Below are 20,534 nucleotides of genomic sequence, written 5' to 3'. Positions count from 1 at the left end.
GCTGTAAGAGCGGAACCCTAAGCCGCCGTTACCGCAGCAACGGATATGTACACCACACCACACCACACCCCCCCCACCCCCTGTTGGCCCACCTCTTGCTAAAGAATCCCCACAGGTAGCCAACGGCGGTTGCCCCCTCCACGACAAAGACGTCGCACACCCGGTTTGCCCCAGCGAACCCGGTGGCGGCGTTTTTTCGTTTTGGCCCCATAGCCCGGGGCCGATGGGGCGGCCCCAGCCGTTCCATCACCAGGCCTTCTCATAAGACCCCTTACCGCTGAGGTGCGTGATGAAATCAAGCTTCTGGAAATCCGGTCACACCCCGACCCTGTTCGCCGCGTTCCTGTATTTCGACCTGAGCTTCATGGTCTGGTACCTGTTGGGCCCATTGGCGGTACAAATCGCCGCCGACCTGCACCTCACCACCCAACAACGCGGCCTGGTGGTCGCCACCCCCATCCTGGCCGGCGCAGTGCTGCGGTTCCTGATGGGCATGCTCGCCGACAAACTCTCCCCCAAGACCGCCGGCCTGATCGGCCAGGTGATTGTCATCGGCGCCTTGTTCGTCGCCTGGAAACTCGGAATCCACAGCTACGAGCAAGCCCTGCTGCTGGGCATGTTCCTCGGCATGGCGGGAGCCTCGTTCGCCGTCGCCCTGCCCTTGGCGTCCCAGTGGTACCCCGCCGAGCACCAGGGCAAGGCCATGGGCATCGCCGGCGCCGGCAACTCCGGGACGGTGTTTGCGGCCCTGCTGGCACCGGTGCTCGCCGCCGCGTTTGGCTGGAGCAATGTGTTCGGCTTCGCACTGATCCCGCTGATCCTGACGCTGATCGTCTTCGCCTGGCTCGCCCGCAACGCCCCGCAACGACCCAAGGCCAAGTCCATGGCCGACTACTTCAAAGCCCTGGGCGACCGCGACAGTTGGTGGTTCATGTTCTTCTACAGTGTGACCTTCGGTGGTTTCATCGGCCTGGCCAGCGCCCTGCCCGGCTATTTCAACGACCAATACGGCCTGAGCCCGGTCACCGCCGGCTACTACACCGCCGCCTGCGTATTCGGCGGCAGCCTGATGCGGCCTTTGGGCGGCGCCCTGGCCGACCGTTTCGGCGGGATTCGCACCCTGCTCGGCATGTACGGCGTGGCAGCGATCTGCATCGCGGCGGTGGGGTTCAACCTGCCAAGCTCCTACGCAGCACTGGCGCTTTTTGTGTGCACCATGCTCGGTTTGGGTGCCGGTAACGGTGCAGTCTTCCAACTGGTGCCCCAACGCTTTCACCGCGAGATTGGTGTGATGACCGGCCTGATCGGCATGGCCGGCGGCATCGGCGGTTTCGCCCTGGCGGCGGGCATGGGCGCGATCAAGCAAAGCACCGGCAGCTATCAGTTGGCGCTGTGGCTGTTCGCCAGCCTGGGCGTGCTGGCCTGGTTCGGCCTGTACGGCGTCAAGCGTCGCTGGAGAACCACCTGGGGCTCGGCTGCGGTGACGGCTGCACGGGTCTGATGAGCCTGCAACTGAGCTTCGCCCAAGCCAGCGCCACCGGCCCACGGCAGGAAAACCAGGACGCCTTGCGCCTGGTCACCCCCGCCCCGGAGCTGGCCGCCAGCAAAGGCTACCTGTGTGCCATCGCCGATGGCGTCAGCCAATGCGCCGATGGCGGACTGGCTGCACGCTCGACCTTGCAAGCCCTGGCCCTGGACTATTACGCCACGCCGCAAACCTGGGGCGTGGCCCAGGCCCTGGAACGCTTGCTGGTGGCCCAGAATCGCTGGCTGCAAGCCAACGGCGGCGGCCAGCCGTTGCTGACCACCCTCAGCGCCCTGGTGTTTCGCGGCCAGCGTTTTACCCTGGCTCATGTGGGTGATTGCCGGGTGTATCGCTGGCTCGATGGCCAGTTGCAGCGCCTGAGCCAGGAGCATGTGTGGGAGCAACCGGGCATGCAGCATGTGCTCAAGCGCGCCATGGGCCTGGATCAGCATCTGGTGCTGGATTTCCTCGACGGCGAGTTGCGGGCAGGCGAGTGTTTCCTGCTGCTCAGCGACGGCGTGTGGGCGACCCTGGATGACAACAACATCAGCGCAATCCTGCGGGAACAGTCGGACCTGGACCTCGCGGTAAACACCCTGGTCAGCGCCGCGCACCTGGCTGGTAGCCAGGACAACGCCAGCGCCCTGCTGGTCCGCGTCGACCAGCTTGGCGCCGCCACCCTCGGCGATGCGCTGGTGCAGTTGCAGCAATGGCCCCTGCCGCCCCCCCTGAAACCCGGCCAGCGCTTCGAAGGCTGGCAGGTAGAGTCGCTGTTGGGGCAAAGCCGCCAGTCCTTGCTCTATCGGGTGCGCGATGGCCATCAACAGGCGTGGCTGCTGAAGACCTTGCCGCTCAGCCACGACGATGACGTGTTCGCCGCCCAGGCATTGCTGTCAGAGGAATGGTTCCTGCGCCGGGTCGCCGGCCGCGCGTTCCCTGAAGTCCATCCAGCCAGTGGCCGTCAGCATTTGTACTACGTGATGCGTGAATACTCCGGCCAAACCCTGGCCGAACTGTTCAAGCACCAGGGCCCATTGCCCCTGGCGCAGTGGCAAACCCTGGCCGAGCGCCTGTTGCGTGCCGTCGGGCTGCTGCACCGCCGGCAGATCCTGCACCGCGACATCAAGCCGGAAAACCTGCTGCTGGGAGAGGATGGCGACTTGCGTGTGCTGGACTTCGGCCTGGCCTACTGCCCCGGGCTTTCGGAGGATCGCGCGCACCTGTTGCCTGGCACGCCAAGCTTTATCGCCCCGGAAGCCTTCAACGGCGAACGCCCTACCCCGCAACAGGACTTGTATAGCGTCGGTGTGACCTTGTATTACCTGCTCACCGGGCATTACCCCTATGGCGAAATCGAAGCTTTCCAGCGTCCCAGGTTCACTACGCTTGTCGGCGCCAGCCGTTACCGCCCCGACCTGCCCGACTGGCTGCAACAGAGCCTGGAGCGCGCAGTCGCCGCGCAACCCGAGCAACGTTATGAAACTGCCGAGGAATGGTTGCTGGTACTGGAGCAGGCGGATCGCCGCGAGTTGAGCACGCGACCAAAACCGCTGCTGGAGCGCGAACCGCTGAAGGTCTGGCAAACGTTGGCCGTGCTGTCGTTGCTGATCAATCTGGTGCTGTTGTACTGGCTGTTGCACCACTAAGAGGCGAAATTTCTCGATACATCGCCGCGCCACTTAACAAAACCGGCCAAAATCCTACTTGGCACAACCGCTGCATTAGCTTTCCCATCAACACACATATAGCCGCACCTTCAACGTCGAAGGTCGGGCTTCCCGAGAGAACGGGACCAGGACAAAGGCGTCCTCGCTACTTACGTAGCGGGGACGCCTTTTTTTGTTGCGCACGATTTGTCGAGCCACTGCGGAGAACGACATGAAGAAACTCAAACTGGTGATGATCGGCAACGGCATGGCCGGGGTTCGCACCCTTGAAGAATTGCTCAAGCTGAGCAGCGACCTGTACGACATCACCGTTTTCGGCGCCGAGCCCCACACCAATTACAACCGCATTTTGCTGTCGCCGGTGCTGGCCGGTGAGCAGACCTTCGAAGAGATCGTGCTCAATGACTTGAGCTGGTACCTCGATAACAACATCAAGCTGTTGCTTAACCGCAAAGTGGTGCAGATCGACCGGGTCAAACGCAAAGTCATCGCCGAAGACGGCAGCGAGGCCGAGTACGATCGCCTGCTGATCGCCACCGGCTCCACGCCGTTTATCCTGCCGATCCCGGGCAATACGTTGCAGGGTGTGATCGGCTACCGCGACATCGCCGACACCCAGGCCATGATCGACACCGCCAAGACCCACAAGCACGCGGTCGTCATCGGCGGCGGCCTGCTGGGCCTGGAGGCCGCCAACGGCCTGATGCTGCGTGGCATGCACGTGACCGTGGTGCATATCGGCGAGTGGCTGCTGGAACGGCAACTGGACAAGACCAGCGGCCAGTTGCTGCAAACCGAACTGGAAAGCCGTGGCCTGGTGTTTCGCTTGAAGGAGCAGACCGAGGCGCTGCATGACGCTGGCAACGGCCGCGTCGGCTCGGTGCAATTCAAGAATGGCGATGTGATCCCCGCCGACCTGGTGGTGATGGCTGCGGGCATCCGCCCCAACACCGAACTCGCGGAAAAATCCGGCATCCCGTGCAACCGTGGGATTCTGGTCAACGACACCCTGCAAACCTACGACCCGCGCATCTATGCCATCGGCGAATGCGCCAGCCATCGCGGGATTGCCTACGGCCTGGTGGCACCGCTGTTCGAGCAGGCCAAGGTCTGCGCCAACCACCTCGCCCAACTGGGTTTCGCGCGCTATCAAGGCTCGGTGACTTCGACCAAATTGAAAGTCACCGGCATCGACCTGTTCTCCGCCGGGGACTTCATGGGCGGCGAAGGCACGGAGACCATCACGCTTTCCGACCCGATTGGCGGTGTGTACAAGAAGCTGGTGATCAAGGACGACATCCTCGTCGGCGCCTGCCTGTACGGCGATACGGCTGACGGCGGCTGGTATTTCCGGCAGATCCGTGAGAACCATGCCATTGGCGAGATCCGCGATCACCTGATGTTCGGTGAAAATGCTTTGGGCGATGTAGGCCACCAAGGCCAGGACAAAGCCATGAGCATGGCCGACACCGCCGAAGTCTGCGGCTGCAACGGCGTGTGCAAGGGCACCATCGTCAAGGCGATTCAGGAACACGGTCTGTTCAGCGTCGACGACGTGAAGAAGCACACCAAGGCTGCCAGTTCCTGCGGTTCCTGCGCCGGGCTGGTGGAACAAATCCTGATCAACACCGTGGGCGGCGCGGCGGACGTCAAACCGAAAAGCGAAAAAGCCATCTGCGGCTGCAGCGACCTCAACCACGGGCAAATCCGCCAGGCCATCCGCGACCAGCACCTGCTGACCATCGCCGGCACCATGAGCTACCTGAACTGGCGCACCCCGAACGGCTGTGCCACCTGCCGCCCGGCACTCAACTACTACCTGATCTCCACCTGGCCCGGCGAGGCAAAAGACGATCCGCAATCGCGCCTGATCAACGAACGCGCCCACGCCAATATTCAGAAAGACGGCACCTACTCGGTAGTCCCAAGGATGTGGGGTGGTGTGACCAATCCGTCGGAACTGCGGCGCATCGCTGATGTGGCCGACAAGTACAACGTGCCGATGGTCAAGGTTACCGGCGGGCAGCGCATCGATTTGCTCGGCATCAAGAAGCAGGACTTGCCCGGCGTATGGAAAGACCTCGATATGCCATCCGGCCATGCCTACGGCAAATCCATCCGCACCGTGAAGACCTGCGTCGGCAGCGAGTTCTGCCGCTTTGGTACGCAGAACTCGACGCAACTGGGGATTGAGCTGGAACATGACCTGTTCAATATGTGGTCGCCCCACAAGGTCAAGCTGGCAGTGTCCGGCTGCCCGCGCAACTGCTCGGAAGCGGGGATCAAGGACGTGGGAATCATCGGCGTCGATTCCGGCTGGGAGATGTATATCGGCGGTAACGGCGGGATCAAGACCGAGGTCGCCGAGTTCTTCGTCAAGCTGAAAACCGCCGAAGAAGTGCGCGAATACAACGGCGCTTTCCTACAGCTCTACCGGGAAGAGGCCTTCTACCTGGAGCGCACCGTGCACTACCTGCAACGGGTCGGCATGGAGCACATCAAGAAGGCTGTACTGGAAGACCCGGCGCGGCGCCAGGCACTGAATGAACGCCTGCAATTCTCCCTGTCGTTCGAGCAGGACCCGTGGAAAGAACGCCTGGAACAGCCGCTGCTGAAAAAGGAATTCGACACCATCCCCGTCAAACTGCTGGAGGTGCCGGCATGAACTGGCTGGATATCTGCGCCCTCGAAGAAATCAACGCCCTGGGCTCGCGCATCATCAGCGGGCCAAAAGGCGACATCGCGATTTTTCGTACCAGTGACGACGAGGTTTTCGCCCTCGACGACCGCTGCCCGCACAAGGGTGGCCCGCTGTCCCAAGGCTTGATCTACGGCAAGCGCGTGGCCTGCCCGCTGCACAACTGGCAGATCGACCTGGAGTCCGGGGAGGCCCAGGCACCGGACGTCGGCTGCGCCCATCACCACCCGGCCCGTGTGGAAAACGGCCGGGTGATGTTGGCGCTGCGGGACGCCGGTTGATGAACCGCCAGACCACCGCGTCCACCTGCTGCTACTGCGGGGTCGGTTGCGGCGTACTGATCGAGCATGATGGCTCGCAGATCCTCGGCGTCAGTGGCGATCCGAGTCATCCGGCCAACTTCGGAAAATTGTGCAGCAAGGGCTCCAGCCTGCACCTCACCGGAGACCTCGCGGCCCGCGCGTTGTACCCGGAACTGCGGCTGGGCAAAGGCCTGGCCCGCAGCCGCACCGACTGGGATACCGCCCTGGAGCACGCGGCGAACGTGTTTGCCGAAACCATCGCTGAACACGGGCCGGACAGCGTCGCGTTCTATATTTCCGGGCAGTTGCTGACCGAGGATTACTACAGCTTCAACAAACTGGCGCGGGCGCTGGTGGGCACCAACAATATCGACAGCAACTCGCGGCTGTGCATGTCTTCGGCGGTGGTCGGCTACAAGCGCAGCCTGGGGGCCGACGCGCCACCGTGCAGCTACGAGGACCTGGAGTCGAGCGACTGCGTGATGATCGTCGGCAGCAATATGGCCTACGCGCATCCGGTGTTGTTCCGACGCCTGGAGGAAGCCAAGGCCCGCCGGCCACAGATGAAAGTGCTGGTAATTGATCCCCGGCGCACCGACACCTGCGACTTGGCGGACCTGCATCTGGCGATTTTGCCGGGTACGGATGTCGCATTGTTCCATGGGATCCTGCACTTGCTGTTGTGGGAAGACTGGATCGACCGCGACTTTATCCAGGCCCATACCGACGGCCTGGTCGAACTCAAACGCCTGGTTCACGACTACACACCGCAAATGGTCACGCAGTTGTGCGGGATCAGTGTCGAGCAACTGCGTCTGTGTGCGGAATGGGTCGGCACCTCGGCGAGTTTTCTGTCGTTGTGGTGCATGGGGCTCAATCAGTCCACCGCCGGCAGCGCGAAGAACAGCGCCTTGATTAACCTGCATTTGGCGACCGGCACCATCGGCCGCCCTGGCTGCGGACCTTTCTCCCTGACGGGTCAGCCGAATGCCATGGGTGGGCGGGAAACCGGCAGTTTGTCGAATTTACTGCCTGGCCATCGTGAGGCTGCCAACCCCGAACATCGGGCAGAAGTAGCCGCGTATTGGGGGGTCGACCAACTGCCGGCCAGCACCGGGCTGACCGCCATCGAATTGTTTGAACAGATGCAGGCCGGCAAGATCAAGGCCTTGTGGATCGCGTGCACCAACCCCGCCCAATCCCTGCCCGACCAGAACACCGTGCGCCAGGCCCTGGAAGCGTGTCCGTTCGTGGTGCTACAGGAAGCCTTTCGTACAACCGAGACGGCGCGTTACGCCGACCTGTTGCTGCCAGCCGCGAGCTGGGGCGAGAAGGAAGGCACAGTGACCAACTCTGAGCGGCGCATTTCCCACGTTCGCCGAGCCATCGCCCCACCTGGGGAAGCGCGGCCGGACTGGGCAATCACCGTGGATTTTGCCCAACGCCTGGAGCAGCGTCTTTGTCCCGGAAAACCGGGGCTTTTTGCCTTTGAGCAACCGGCACAGATCTTTGATGAATACAAGCTGCTGACCCGTGGCCGGGACCTGGACCTGTCGGGTATCAGCCACGCGCTGCTGGACCGGATAGGCCCGCAGCAATGGCCATTCCCGGCCGATGCGGTGGGCGGAACACCAAGGCTGTACACCGACGGATTTTTCCCTACGGAGACTGGCCGCGCGCACTTTGTCGCCGACCCTTATCGCGCCGCCAAGGAGCAGCGTGACGCGCGCTTCCCACTCACCCTGATCACCGGCCGCCTGCGGGACCAATGGCATGGCATGAGCCGCACCGGCACCGCTGCGCAGCTGTTCGGCCATGTCAGTGAAGCAGTGCTCAGCCTGCACCCGGACGAACTGCGTCGCCATCGCTTGAAGGAAGGGGATCTGGTCAGCCTGAAAAGCCGGCGCGGCAGCGTGATTGTGGCCGTCGGCAGCGATGACAGCGTGCGTCCCGGCCAGGCTTTCCTGCCGATGCACTGGGGCGACCGTTTTCTTAAAGGCGGCGTAAATGCGCTGACCCAGCCGGCATTCGACCCGCTGTCCAAACAGCCGGAACTCAAGCACAGCGGCGTGCGCCTGGAGGCGGTGCGACTGCCCTGGCACTTGTTTGCGCTGATTGAAGGCGATGTGCAGCAACACTTCGAAGCGTTGCGACCGCTGTGTGACGGCTTTGCCTACGTCAGCCTGAGCCTGACCGGACGCGAGCGGCCTGCCCTGCTGATTCGTGCGGCGCATCACGAGGCGCCCGCCCTTGAACTGCTCAAGCAGATCGACCAACTGCTGGGCCTCAACGACGGCCCCGTGATGGCGTACGACGACCCGCGGCGCTCCATTGGCAAGCGGGTAAAGATTGAAAAAGGCCGTATCACCGCGATCCGCCTGGCTGGCGAAACCCTGGCTCGCCACTGGCTGCAAAGCCTGTGGCTGGAAGGTCGCACCGATGAGCAGTTACGCCGCTGGTTGTTGGCACCATTGAGTGCGCCACCGGGGGGCGGCTCGAGCAGCAACAAGACGCTGTGCAACTGCAAGAACGTCAGCGAAAGCGCGGTCTGCGCCGGCATTGCCCGGGGCCTGGACCTGAACGGGCTGAAGCAGGAACTGGGTTGCGGCACGCAATGCGGCTCCTGTGTGCCGGAAATCAAACGGTTATTGGCGAACGGCGAGCAGCCAATCGCGATCAGAGTGTGAGGCAAGCATATGAGCGCAAAAGTCTGGCTGGTGGGCGCAGGCCCCGGCGATCCGGAACTGCTGACACTCAAGGCGGTGAGAGCCCTGCGGGAAGCCGATGTGGTGCTGATCGATGATCTGGTCAACCCGGCGCTGCTGGAGCATTGCCCCGCTGCACGGCTGATCACCGTGGGCAAACGCGGTGGCTGCCGTTCCACCCCACAGGCGTTTATCCATCGCCTGATGTTGCGTTATGCCCGGCAGGGTAAGTGCGTGGTGCGGCTCAAGGGCGGCGACCCGTGCATTTTTGGTCGCGGCGGCGAAGAGGCGGCGTGGCTCAGGCAGCAAGGGGTGGAAGTGGAGTTGGTCAACGGCATTACGGCAGGGCTGGCCGGGGCAACGAACTGCGATATCTCGCTGACGTTGCGCGGTGTCAGCCGTGGCGTCACGTTGGTCACGGCCCATACCCAGGACGACAGCAGCCTCAATTGGCGGGCCCTGGCCGAGGGCGGCACGACGCTGGTGATCTATATGGGGGTGGCGAAACTGGGGGAAATCCGCCGGCAATTGCTGGAAGGTGGCATGAGCGATGACATGCCGGTGGCGATGATTGAAAACGCTTCACTGCCACAACAGCGCGAATGCCGCAGCAGCCTCGCCCGGATGCAGGATGATGCGCACGAATTCGCGCTCAAGAGCCCGGCTATCCTGGTGATTGGCCGGGTTGCGCAAGCGACGCAGGCGCTTGCGGCCCTGGCCAGCGCCACGGCCTGAGGCAAATTACAGGCGAAAAAAAGCCCGGCCTAAGCCGGGCTTTTTTCTACAACTCAGTAATTACTGAGCTGCTTGTGCTTCTACCGAGGCTTCTACGCGACGGTTGATAGCACGGCCAGCTTCAGTTGCGTTGTCAGCAACTGGGCGGGATTTGCCATAACCAACCGAGCTTACACGGTTAGGAGCAATACCGTCTTTGACCAGGACTTGCTTAACAGCGTCAGCACGACGCTGGGACAGCTTCTGGTTGTAAGCGTCAGGACCGACGGAGTCAGTGTGACCTTCAACAACGGTGGTGGTTTGTGGGTACTGTTTCATGAAGTCAGCGAGGTTTTTCACGTCGCCGTAGCTGTTAGGCTTAACAACCGACTTGTCGAAGTCGAACTTCACGTCCAGCTCAACACGAACAACCTGAGCAACCGGAGCTTCTGGCTCTGGGGTTGGCTCTGGAGCTGGTGCTGGGGTAGGAGCTGGAGCAGTTTTGCCAGCGTTGCCGCCGAAGTTTACGCCCAGGCCAACCAGTGCGGAGTAGTCCCACTTGCCGTTGTCGATAGCGTAGTCAGCTTCAACACCAGCACGTGCGAACAGGTTGTCGGTGAAGTAGTACTTCACACCAGCGCCAGCGATAGCCAGGGTCGATTGATCGCGACCTTTGTGACCATCAGCTTCAACGTTGGTACGGCTCTGGTGGCCGAAACCGCCCTCTACGTATGGACGCAGGGAGTCGACGCCAGCTTGACCGAAGTGGTACTGGGCAGTAACGCTGCCGGTATCACCTTTGATCTTCTGGTTGCCAGTACCGTCGTTCGAACGGGTGTGGTTGGTAGTGTCGTAGTTCAGGTTGATCGACACGTCGTCGGTCAGGAAGTAACCGATGCTGGCGCCAGGATTGAAGCCGTCTTCGATATGTTTGACGCTATCGTTGAACTGCTTTTTGTAAAACAGCTGGCCTTCAACTGCGCCTTGGCCTTGTGCCAGAGCGCCGACAGAAGTGGCAGCAATAAGAGTACCAATGGCCAAGCCCAAGGTGTTTTTCAGTTTCATCCGTTAAATCCCCATCTGGTGATTGTAAAGCAGTCCCACATACCGGGGGACAACTCGGCGACAAGTCTAACAGAACTTGCCTACACGTAAGAGATATTTGCCACGCACTAAGTTTCAGTGCTGCCCGCAAATTTCTCACGTAATTTATCAAGAGCGCGTTTGTAACGCATTTTTGTAGCACTCAAACCCATATGCATGATGTCAGCGATCTCCTGAAACTCCAGCTCTGCGACAAATCGTAGCACCAGAATTTCCCGGTCAATCGGATTCACATGCACCAACCAGCGATCGAGTCCGCCCTTTTCTTCCGGGGTAGGCGCCTTTTCCTCAGACGCTTCCTCAAGGGGGTCCAGACTCAAAGCATCCATCAAGCGACGCTTTCGCCGTTCCTTCCGATACTGCGTGATGCACTCGTTGTACGTGATGCTATAGAGCCATGTCTTGAACTTCGATTTTCCCTCGAAGTTCTTCAGGCCGTATAGCACCTTGAGCATCACTTCCTGACAGACATCATCCGCATCTCTATCGTTCCCTAAATACCTTGAACAAACGTTGAACAGAGTGCGTTGATACCTGCGCATCAATTCTTCGTACGCGCGTGTTACGTGAAACAGCTCCGTGTGTGCGCGCGCGACCAACTCCTCATCAGAGAGCTCACGGGGGTCATAGCGCGTGGACAGCGTTTGGGCTTTATTCAAAACAAGTCGTGCCGACAGTCAGGTCAATGTCCGCCATGGCCTGGATACCCAGGTTTGCGGCGGCGTACATTAGCAGGATTCGCCGGGTTAGCGGCTAGTCACATGCTGTTCCAGCAGGATCCGGTTCGAAAGCGAAACCAGTTCGCCATCGTCCGTCAGCACTGTCGTCTTGACCGTGCCGATCTCCTCGATCTGCCCTTCGACCTCGCCCACACGCACTTGTTGCCCAACCTGATATAGCTCACGCACATAGATTCCCGCAAGAATCTGCCCGGCAATTTCCCGGCTTCCCAGTCCCATGGCCAGCGCAACGGCCAGACCAACGGTAATCAAAACAATCACAATCACATGGTTCAGCAGGTCGGTCTTGACCTCCAGCTGGCTGATCGCGACCGAAATACTGATGATAATCACCAGACCCTGGGCAATTCGCCCCAGGCCGCTGGCGTAATCCAGACCCACGCCTTCAGCCGCGCCACGCACCAGGCCATTGGCCAGTTGCGCCAGCAAAACCCCTACCAGCAACACCAGCGCGCCACCGAATACTTTCGGCAAATACAGCGCCAGCATGTCGAGCGTAGCTGAAACTCGCTCAAGTCCAAGGGATTCAGCCGCAGAAACCAGAAAAATCAGTAAAACAAACCAATAAACGATCTTGCCGATCAGTGTCGAGATCGGCACTTGCAACCCGGCACGCCCCAAAATCTTGGTCAGGCCGGTGCCACCCATCAATCGATCAAGACCCAGCTTAGCCAGCAATTTGGAAAGCAGGGTGTCAAGCAGCTTGGCCACGACAAAACCCAGCAGTACCACCACCAGTGCACCAAACAGGTTGGGAATGAAATTCGCCACCTTGGTCCACAACGCAGTCATTGCAGTTACCAGACTCTGGGTCCAGAGATCGAGTTCCATATTCATTCAGCCTTATCAGCAGTGCGAGCAAGAGGTTTACGACGGGAAACCGGTGAGACATGGGCCGAACCATTGTTCAAGGCCATCATCAACGCCGGCAACCAGCGGCCAAGCAGACCGAACAGATCCCCCGCCCCGACCTGGCGGTTGGCGGTTTTCAAGACGCGACCCAGGCAAGCATCGTCGTCCCGGTTGGACGGCGAGGCATTGAGCATGTCACGCAAAGACTGTTCGAACGGATCGTGCATAAAAAACCTCTCGCAAGTGATTTAAAAGACGAGGGTAAAATTCTTCGGGTCACATGACCTCTTTCCACGTTCAGGTCACATTCAGCTCAAACCCAACGTAACCGTCGAAACAACCACCATTGCCCGACCGCCACCGTGACCATCATCAGGCAGGCAATCAGGAACCCGTAAGGGCTGGAAGAGAACGGAATTCCGCCTACATTGATGCCCAGCAAACCGGTCAGGAAACTCATCGGCAGGAAGATCCCGGTGATGATCCCGAAGCGGTACATGGTGCGGTTCATGCGCAGGCTCAAACGCCGGTCTTCGGTCTCCAGCACAAGCCCCACGCGCTCCCGGGCCAGCTCAAGCTCTTCCAGGTAGCGGGTCAGGCTGTTGTTCAATTCGTTCCAGTAGTCAGCATCGTCGTCACAGAACCAGGGCAATTTGATCCGGGTCAACTGCGCGAAAATATCCCGCTGCGGCGACAGGAAACGTTTAAGCCCGGCGGCGCGCCGACGGATCTGCAAAACGCTGCCGTGCTCCGGAGTATACCGTTCGTCGGCATCCAGTTTTTCTTCTTCGATATCGACGATTTCGGACAAGTCGCTGACCAGATCCTGAACCTTGTTGGTCAGGTACTGCGCCATATACAGGACCAGTTCCGAGGAAGTCTTCGGCCCCTTGCCGTCTGCCAGTTGCACCAGCAACTCGTCGGTGGCGCGCAATGGGCGCAAACGCAGGGAAATCACCCGCGCTGCCGAGGCAAAGATCCGCACCGAGACCATGTCTTCCGGTTCGGCGCCGGGATTGAGGTTGACCCCGCGCAAAAACAGCAGCAGTTCGGCATCCGGCAGCGGCAACAGGCGTGGGCGAGTGTTCTCCTCCAGCAGCAGGTCACAGGCGAATTCGCTGAGGCCGCTGGATTTGCGCAACCAGGTCTGGGTCTGGGGATGGCTACGGTCCCAATGCAGCCACAGGCTTTCCTGAGGCTGCAGTTGCAGCTCATCAAGCTCTGTCCGGGCAATCGAACGCGCACCACCTTTACCGTCCAGCACCAGGGCATGCACCAGCCCCCACTGCGCGTTTTCTTCCTCGAACATCCTCACCCCTGTCGGCTACTGCTGTTTATTCAGGCATCTTCAGCGGGCTGGGGGAGACGATCACACCGTTATTGTCGGCGTACACGTACTCGCCCGGGCGGAAGGTCACGCCGGCGAATGTCACCGCCACGTTCAAATCGCCAATACCGCGCTTGTCAGTCTTCATCGGGTGGCTGGCCAGGGCCTGCACGCCCAGGTCGGTCTGGGCGATTACGTCGACATCGCGGATGCAGCCGTAGATCACCAGCCCTTCCCAGCCGTTTTTCGCGGCTTTCTCGGCGATCATGTCGCCCAGCAACGCGCGGCGCAGGGAACCCCCACCATCGACCACCAGCACCTTGCCGGCCCCATTGAGTTCGGCTTGTTCCTTGACCAGGGAATTGTCTTCAAAGCACTTGATGGTCACGATCTCGCCACCAAAGGAGTCCCGGCCGCCGAAATTGCTGAACATCGGCTCAACCACCTGCACCAGCTCCGGATAGGCGTCACACAGGTCGGGGGTAAGGTAATGGTTCATCGAGAAACTCCTGTAGGTGAAAGAAGGTGTCAAACATCCCACTGTTTACTTACATCTGGAAACGCTTTGCCGTGAAGGCTCTTTAATCCGGGCCGAATAGTCAGGCCCATCGGATAGCAACGCAAGACCCACTGCGCGACTGAATATGACCAGAACCACTCAACGCGTCATATCTTAGCCTCTACGGCAAACAAGCGAAACGCCCCTGATAGAGCCTTGCGCTCAAACCGCTGCCAGTTCCTGCGCCTGCGCCCCCAGCAAAGGTGTAAGCGGATTTTTCAACCAGCGCGTCACCAGCGGCCACACTTCAGCCTGGGCGGCCTTGCTGACGAGCATCTCGACATGCCCGAAATCCCCGCTGAACCCTTGCTGGCGCCCCAGGCACAGGTATTGGCGATGCTCGGAGCCGACCTGCTCAAAGAGTTTGCGACAGGCCCAGTCCGGGTCCTGGTGATCGCCGGCGGCGCTCACCGCCAACAGCGGCACGTCAACCTCGGCCAGGCCTTTCCACCAATCCTGCTTACCTTCGCCAAAGCGGCCGAACAGCCCATTCCAGCGCATGGCTTCAATCAATACACCCGCCGGCTCGTCCTCCGGGCCGCGTTTCCACCGAGCGCCGGACAATTGGCCGAAACGTTTCAAGAGCAGGCGACCGGTCCACTCCACCGGTGGCAACTTCAACGGCCAATGCGTGCGACTGACCTGGCAGCCAAACAGCGCCACCGAGGCCACTGCCGGCGCGCCAAGGTGCTGCCCACCCAGGGCCGCAGCCAGGGTTGTGCCACCCAGGGAATGCCCGATCCAGTGGGGAATCTGCCCGCTTTGCTCACGCACGAAGGCGGCAATGGCCGGCAAGTCGTAGCGAGCATAGTCGGCGACACGATTCCTGGCGTAGTCCTGATTGCGCCGGGACAGCCCGTGACCGCGCATTTCCGGGATCCAGACGTCAAACCCTTCGCGCGCCAGGTAGGCGCCCAGGCCGATCCCCTTGGGCGAGTACCAGAAGCGGCGGTTGGAAAAACTGCCATGCAACAAAACCACCGGCACGCCCCGGTTTTCCGGGACGTCAGCCAGGCCCAGGCGGGTCACGGCCAGCTCGACGGTACCGTCAGGGCTGTTGCCGGGTTTCAGCCGATACACATCTTCACTCAGGTCGCCACGACGCTCAGCGCTGATCAAGGCGACGGGAAACAGGTTGCTGCTGCTTTGCATAATGCTCTTGCACAAAAAAGGGCGGCGTCCGGAAGGAGTTCCGCCCTGTACAGAATGAGAAATGCCGGCCAACCGCAAGGTTGACCGGCACTTTTGGGTGTTGCGTATTACGCCTGGGCTTGACCTTCAGCCAGGAAGAACCAGGTTTCCAGTACGGAATCGGGGTTCAGCGAGACGCTTTCGATGCCCTGCTCCATCAGCCACTTGGCCAGGTCCGGGTGATCGGAAGGGCCTTGGCCGCAGATCCCGATGTACTTGCCGGCCTTGTTGCACGCCTGGATGGCGTTGGCCAGCAGCTTCTTGACCGCAGGGTTACGCTCGTCGAACAGGTGGGCGATGATCCCGGAGTCGCGGTCCAGGCCCAGGGTCAGTTGGGTCAGGTCGTTGGAACCGATGGAGAAGCCGTCGAAGAACTCCAGGAACTCTTCAGCCAGGATGGCGTTGGATGGCAGCTCGCACATCATGATGACGCGCAGGCCGTTCTCGCCACGGGACAGGCCGTTTTCAGCCAGCAGGTCCACCACCTGGCTCGCTTCACCCAGGGTGCGCACGAACGGCACCATGATTTCTACGTTGGTCAGGCCCATCTCGTTGCGCACGCGCTTGAGGGCGCGGCATTCCAGCTCGAAGCAGTCACGGAAGGCTTCGCTGATGTAGCGCGAGGCGCCACGGAAGCCGAGCATCGGGTTTTCTTCTTCCGGCTCGTAAAGCTTGCCGCCGATCAGGTTGGCGTACTCGTTGGACTTGAAGTCCGACAGGCGCACGATGACCTTTTTCGGGTAGAACGCCGCTGCCAGGGTGCTGATGCCTTCTACCAGCTTATCGACGTAGAAGCCCACCGGGTCGTTGTAGCCGGCGATGCGCTTGTCGACGCTTTCCTTGATGTCCGGCGGCAGGCCGTCGTAGTTCAGCAGAGCCTTGGGGTGCACACCGATCATGCGGTTGATGATGAACTCCAGGCGGGCCAGGCCCACACCGGCGTTCGGCAATTGCGCGAAATCGAAGGCGCGGTCCGGGTTGCCGACGTTCATCATGATCTTGAACGGCAGGTCGGGCATGGCGTCGATGGAGTTTTGCTTGATATCGAAGCCCAGCTCACCTTCGAAGATGAAGCCGGTGTCGCCTTCAGCGCAGGACACGGTTACGCCCTGGCCGTCTTTCAACAGTTGGGTGGCGTTACCGCAACCGACCACTGCCGGAATCCCCAGCTCGCGGGCGATGATCGCCGCGTGGCAGGTACGCCCGCCACGGTTGGTGACGATGGCGCTGGCGCGCTTCATCACCGGTTCCCAGTCCGGGTCGGTCATGTCGGAAACCAGCACGTCGCCTGGCTGGACCTTGTCCATCTCGGACACGTCCTTGATGATCCGCACCTTGCCGGCGCCGATGCGCTGGCCGATGGCACGGCCTTCCACCAGCACGGTGCCGGTTTCTTTCAACAGGTAGCGTTCCATGACGTTGGCCGAGGTGCGGCTCTTCACGGTCTCAGGGCGGGCCTGGACGATGTACAGCTTGCCGTCGTCGCCGTCCTTGGCCCATTCGATGTCCATCGGGCACTTGTAGTGCTTCTCGATGATCATCGCTTGTTTGGCCAGTTCGCTGACTTCGGCGTCGGTCAGGCAGAAACGCGCGCGTTCGGCCTTGTCGACATCAACGGTTTTCACCGAGCGACCGGCCTTGGCCTCGTCGCCGTAGATCATCTTGATCGCCTTGCTGCCCAGGTTGCGGCGCAGGATGGCCGGGCGGCCGGCTTCAAGGGTGTGTTTGTGGACGTAGAATTCGTCCGGGTTCACCGCGCCTTGTACGACGGTTTCGCCGAGGCCGTAGGCGCCGGTGATGAACACCACGTCGCGGAAGCCCGATTCGGTGTCCAGGGTGAACATCACGCCGGCGGTGCCGGTTTCCGAACGCACCATGCGCTGCACACCGGCAGACAGGGCCACCAGCTTGTGGTCGAAACCCTGGTGTACGCGGTAGGAAATAGCACGGTCGTTAAAGAGGGAGGCAAACACTTCCTTGGCTGCGCGGATCACGTTTTCCACGCCGCGGATGTTCAGGAAGGTTTCTTGCTGGCCGGCAAAGGAGGCGTCCGGCAGGTCTTCGGCGGTGGCCGAGGAGCGCACGGCGACGGCCATGTCGGGGTTACCGGCCGACAGCGTGGCAAACGCGGTGCGGATCTCGGCGTTGAGCTTCTCGGGGAACTCGGCTTCCATGATCCATTGACGGATCTGGGCGCCAGTCTTGGCCAGGGCGTTGACGTCATCGACGTCCAGCGCATCGAGGGCGGCATGGATCTGATCGTTGAGGCCGCTCAACTCGAGGAAATCACGGTAAGCCTGGGCAGTGGTGGCAAAACCACCTGGCACCGATACACCGGCGCCCGCAAGATTACTGATCATCTCGCCCAGGGATGCGTTCTTGCCCCCTACGTGCTCTACATCATGGACGCCGAGCTTATCGAGGGAAACTACGTACTCTACCAAGGTGATCTCTCCACTTTCTGTGTTGGAAAAGCTCAGGACGCCGGCGGCTCAGTAGGAGCGGTTACCGGCGTTTGTGGCCTGGACCTGGAAAATAAGTGAGAATGCGGCCCACTGCGGGACGGCAAAATCGCGCCTATCATATCCAAGATTCGTCATCAGCTTAAGGCCCAAGGCTCAAATGAAACGATCTGCTTTCTTTATCTCCGACGGCACCGGCATTACAGCCGAAACCCTGGGTCAAAGCCTGCTGGCGCAGTTCGAAAACATTACCTTCAGCAAATTCACGCGACCCTATATCGATAGCGTGGATAAAGCGCGAGCCATGGTACAACAAATCAATCTGGCGGCCGAAAAAGACGGATTTCGTCCGATCATTTTCGACACCATCGTCAATCAGGACATTCGTGAGATCCTCGCCACCTCCAATGGTTTCATGATCGACATCTTCTCTACCTTCCTGGCGCCGCTGGAACAAGAGTTAAGTGAACATTCGTCATACTCTGTCGGAAAATCTCACTCCATTGGCCATAACTCCAACTATATGGAGCGGATCGAGGCGGTGAACTTCGCCCTCGACAACGACGACGGCGCCCGCACCCACTACTACGACAAGGCTGATTTGATCCTGGTGGGCGTATCCCGCTGCGGCAAGACGCCGACCTGCCTTTATATGGCCATGCAGTTCGGGATTCGCGCGGCCAACTACCCACTGACCGAAGACGACATGGAGCACCTGACGCTGCCGAGCGCCCTGCGCGCGCACCAGCACAAGCTGTTCGGGCTGACCATCGACCCGGACCGCCTGACGGCGATTCGCAACGAGCGCAAGCCCAATAGCCGTTACTCCAGCTATGCGCAGTGCGAATTTGAAGTGCGGGAGGTGGAAAATCTGTTCCGCCGGGAAAATATTGCGCACATCAATTCCACGCATTTTTCGGTGGAAGAGATTTCGGCGAAGATACTGGTGGAGAAAGGGGTGGAGCGGCGGTTCAAGTAACTCCGCGCGCTGGCCAAGGTGCTTGTGTGGCGAGGGAGCTTCTGTGGCGAGGGAGCTTGCTCCCGCTCGACTGCGCAGCAGTCGCAAACCAGACGACTGGTATTTAGTGAATGGCTTTGGGGCTGCTTCGCAGCCCAGCGGGAGCAAGCTCCCTCGCCACAGGGGTCATGTTCACAACAAGCTGTTGGGTTCACAGGTGAAACCGCCCCCCGCCCTGCCCCAGCGCCGTCGCCAGCGCATCGAACCCATCCAGCAGCAACTGATCATCCCCCGACGTATTGCAGATGCTCGCCCGAATGAATTGCGGCACCGCCGTCTGCCCCACGGCAAACGCTTCGGCTGTCGCGATCAGGTAATTGTTCTGCTTTAACTCCGCCTCGATTTCCGACGCGCGCCATGGCTCCGGGACTTCGATCCAGAAGTGCGGGCTGTTCAGGTGAGTGCGGTACTCCAGCCCGATCAACAAACCTTCCACCAGTGCCTTGCGGCGGCTGATTTCCTGGATCTGCTGGTGCAACAGGTGTTCCGCCGTGCCGTTTTCGATCCACTGGGTCGCCAGTTCCAGGGTGACCGGCGTGGCCATCCAGCAGGTGGAACGCAAGGCCGCAGAAATCCGGCTGACCAGCGCCGGCGGTGCATGCACGTACCCAACCCGCAAGCCTGCCGATACCGCCTTGCTCAGGCTGCTGATCAGAATCGTACGCTCCGGAGCAAAATGACTCAGGGGCGGCGGACGGTCTTCCACCAGCACACCGTGGGCCTCGTCCTCAAGAATCAGCAGGTTGTGTTCCCGACAGACCTTCACCAATGCCTCACGGCGCGGGACCGACAGCACCGCCGTCGTAGGATTCTGGATGGTCGGCGTGCAGTACAACGCCGACACCCGGTGATTGCGGCAGACTTCATCCAGCGCCCCCGGCAGCAGCCCTTCTTCATCCATTTCCAGGCCGATCAGGCGGATGCCCAGCATGCGCGCGGCGGTGATCAGCCCCGGATAGGTCAACTGTTCGGTCACCACCGTATCGCCGGCTCGCAACAGCGCCATCATTGCGCAGAGCAACCCATGCTGGCCGCCGTTCACGCAAATCACCTGCTCGGGAATCGGGTGGAAATCCCGCTGCACCAGCCACTGCGCACCCGCCGCCCGGTAACGCGGCAGCCCGGCATCCGGGGTGTAGGCACTGATGTCCTGCAAGAACTTGGCGTTGTTCGCCAGCGTCTGGAAGCTCTGGGCCAGGAACGTGGTCTCCTGCCCGGGGATGTGCATGTTGCGGCTCATATCAAAGTATTGCCGCGGCTCGTCGCTGAAGTTGCGAAAGCCTTCATCCCGCTGGCGCTCCATCCCACGCTTGCGTACGAAAGTGCCGTCGCCGACCCGCGCCACTACCAGCCCCAGGCGTTCCAGCTCACCGTAGGCGCGGCTGATGGTGCCAATGGTGACCCCCAGATTGTCGGAAAGCACCCGATGAGGCGGCAGTTTTCTTCCCGGTTCAATCAAGCCTTCAAGGATGCCTCGCTCCATGACATCGGACAGGCGCTTGTACTTCACGCCCTGCCCGTTGGAGAGTCCTTCTCGCATAATTGACACCATGTCAATATTTGTTTTGACAGCCATCATTCGCCCTAATAGTGTGCTTTTACGGGTTCAATCACCGAATCATGGCACTCAATATAGAGGTCAATTCGGTCTCATGGAAGCAATGTCACGA

Annotated in this window: 16 protein-coding genes; 7 read left to right on the top strand and 9 right to left on the bottom strand. The window is 60.7% G+C overall.

The window, feature by feature from the left end; genetic code table 11:
- Positions 1–289: 289 nt before the first annotated feature.
- From HX805_RS10150 to cobA, 6 genes are all read left to right on the top strand, one after another.
- Complete coding sequence (locus tag HX805_RS10150) at positions 290–1,501, top strand: NarK/NasA family nitrate transporter (protein ID WP_003215029.1); 1,212 nt, start codon at positions 290–292, stop codon at positions 1,499–1,501.
- Positions 1,501–3,171, top strand: coding sequence for a bifunctional protein-serine/threonine kinase/phosphatase (locus HX805_RS10145; RefSeq protein ID WP_177116839.1), 1,671 nt, complete (start codon positions 1,501–1,503; stop codon positions 3,169–3,171). Before HX805_RS10150 ends, HX805_RS10145 begins: the two co-directional genes overlap by 1 nt.
- A 232-nt stretch (positions 3,172–3,403) precedes the next feature.
- On the top strand, positions 3,404–5,857 hold the full coding sequence (gene nirB, locus HX805_RS10140; protein ID WP_003215025.1) for a nitrite reductase large subunit NirB: 2,454 nt from the start codon (positions 3,404–3,406) through the stop codon (positions 5,855–5,857).
- On the top strand, positions 5,854–6,171 hold the full coding sequence (gene nirD, locus HX805_RS10135) for a nitrite reductase small subunit NirD (protein WP_003215022.1): 318 nt from the start codon (positions 5,854–5,856) through the stop codon (positions 6,169–6,171). Before nirB ends, nirD begins: the two co-directional genes overlap by 4 nt.
- Positions 6,171–8,879: a nitrate reductase gene (locus HX805_RS10130; RefSeq protein ID WP_177116838.1), complete on the top strand. Its 2,709-nt coding sequence runs from the start codon at positions 6,171–6,173 to the stop codon at positions 8,877–8,879. Before nirD ends, HX805_RS10130 begins: the two co-directional genes overlap by 1 nt.
- Before the next feature lie 9 nt (positions 8,880–8,888).
- Positions 8,889–9,632, top strand: a complete 744-nt coding sequence (gene cobA, locus HX805_RS10125; RefSeq protein ID WP_003215019.1) for a uroporphyrinogen-III C-methyltransferase — start codon at positions 8,889–8,891, stop codon at positions 9,630–9,632.
- A 60-nt stretch (positions 9,633–9,692) separates the two neighbouring features.
- Here the strand turns inward: cobA and HX805_RS10120 are convergent, their stop codons facing one another.
- The 8 genes from HX805_RS10120 to ppsA form a co-directional block, all read right to left on the bottom strand.
- Entirely contained in the window at positions 9,693–10,676 is a 984-nt protein-coding gene (locus tag HX805_RS10120; RefSeq protein ID WP_003215016.1) for an OmpA family protein, read from the bottom strand.
- Between the two features lie 107 nt (positions 10,677–10,783).
- Positions 10,784–11,374, bottom strand: a complete 591-nt coding sequence (sigX, locus tag HX805_RS10115; protein ID WP_008432648.1) for an RNA polymerase sigma factor SigX — start codon at positions 11,372–11,374, stop codon at positions 10,784–10,786.
- Between the two features lie 87 nt (positions 11,375–11,461).
- Positions 11,462–12,286, bottom strand: a complete 825-nt coding sequence (locus tag HX805_RS10110; RefSeq protein WP_008432650.1) for a mechanosensitive ion channel domain-containing protein — start codon at positions 12,284–12,286, stop codon at positions 11,462–11,464.
- A 2-nt stretch (positions 12,287–12,288) separates the two neighbouring features.
- Positions 12,289–12,534: a hypothetical protein gene (locus HX805_RS10105; protein ID WP_003215011.1), complete on the bottom strand. Its 246-nt coding sequence runs from the start codon at positions 12,532–12,534 to the stop codon at positions 12,289–12,291.
- A gap of 86 nt (positions 12,535–12,620) precedes the next feature.
- Positions 12,621–13,616, bottom strand: a complete 996-nt coding sequence (locus HX805_RS10100; protein ID WP_003215009.1) for a zinc transporter ZntB — start codon at positions 13,614–13,616, stop codon at positions 12,621–12,623.
- Between the two features lie 25 nt (positions 13,617–13,641).
- Complete coding sequence (gene rraA, locus HX805_RS10095; protein WP_003215007.1) at positions 13,642–14,133, bottom strand: ribonuclease E activity regulator RraA; 492 nt, start codon at positions 14,131–14,133, stop codon at positions 13,642–13,644.
- Between the two features lie 222 nt (positions 14,134–14,355).
- The gene (locus HX805_RS10090) at positions 14,356–15,345 is read right to left on the bottom strand and encodes an alpha/beta fold hydrolase (protein WP_003215005.1); all 990 of its coding nucleotides are present in this window, start codon (positions 15,343–15,345) and stop codon (positions 14,356–14,358) included.
- Positions 15,346–15,452: 107 nt separating this feature from the next.
- Entirely contained in the window at positions 15,453–17,828 is a 2,376-nt protein-coding gene (gene ppsA, locus HX805_RS10085) for a phosphoenolpyruvate synthase (protein ID WP_177116837.1), read from the bottom strand.
- Between the two features lie 178 nt (positions 17,829–18,006).
- Between ppsA and HX805_RS10080 the strand changes: the two genes are divergently transcribed.
- The gene (locus HX805_RS10080) at positions 18,007–18,825 is read left to right on the top strand and encodes a pyruvate, water dikinase regulatory protein (RefSeq protein ID WP_003215001.1); all 819 of its coding nucleotides are present in this window, start codon (positions 18,007–18,009) and stop codon (positions 18,823–18,825) included.
- 190 nt (positions 18,826–19,015) lie between these two features.
- Here HX805_RS10080 and HX805_RS10075 read toward each other — a convergent pair whose 3' ends face one another.
- Positions 19,016–20,440 carry a PLP-dependent aminotransferase family protein gene (locus HX805_RS10075; RefSeq protein WP_102370226.1) on the bottom strand — a complete coding sequence of 475 codons (1,425 nt, stop codon included), beginning with the start codon at positions 20,438–20,440 and terminating at the stop codon, positions 19,016–19,018.
- Positions 20,441–20,534: the final 94 nt, after the last annotated feature.

The sequence above is a fragment of the Pseudomonas sp. G5001 genome (assembly GCF_013385475.1).
In the GTDB taxonomy this organism is placed as follows: Bacteria; Pseudomonadota; Gammaproteobacteria; order Pseudomonadales; family Pseudomonadaceae; genus Aquipseudomonas.
This window is presented reverse-complemented; position numbering and strand designations above follow the sequence as displayed.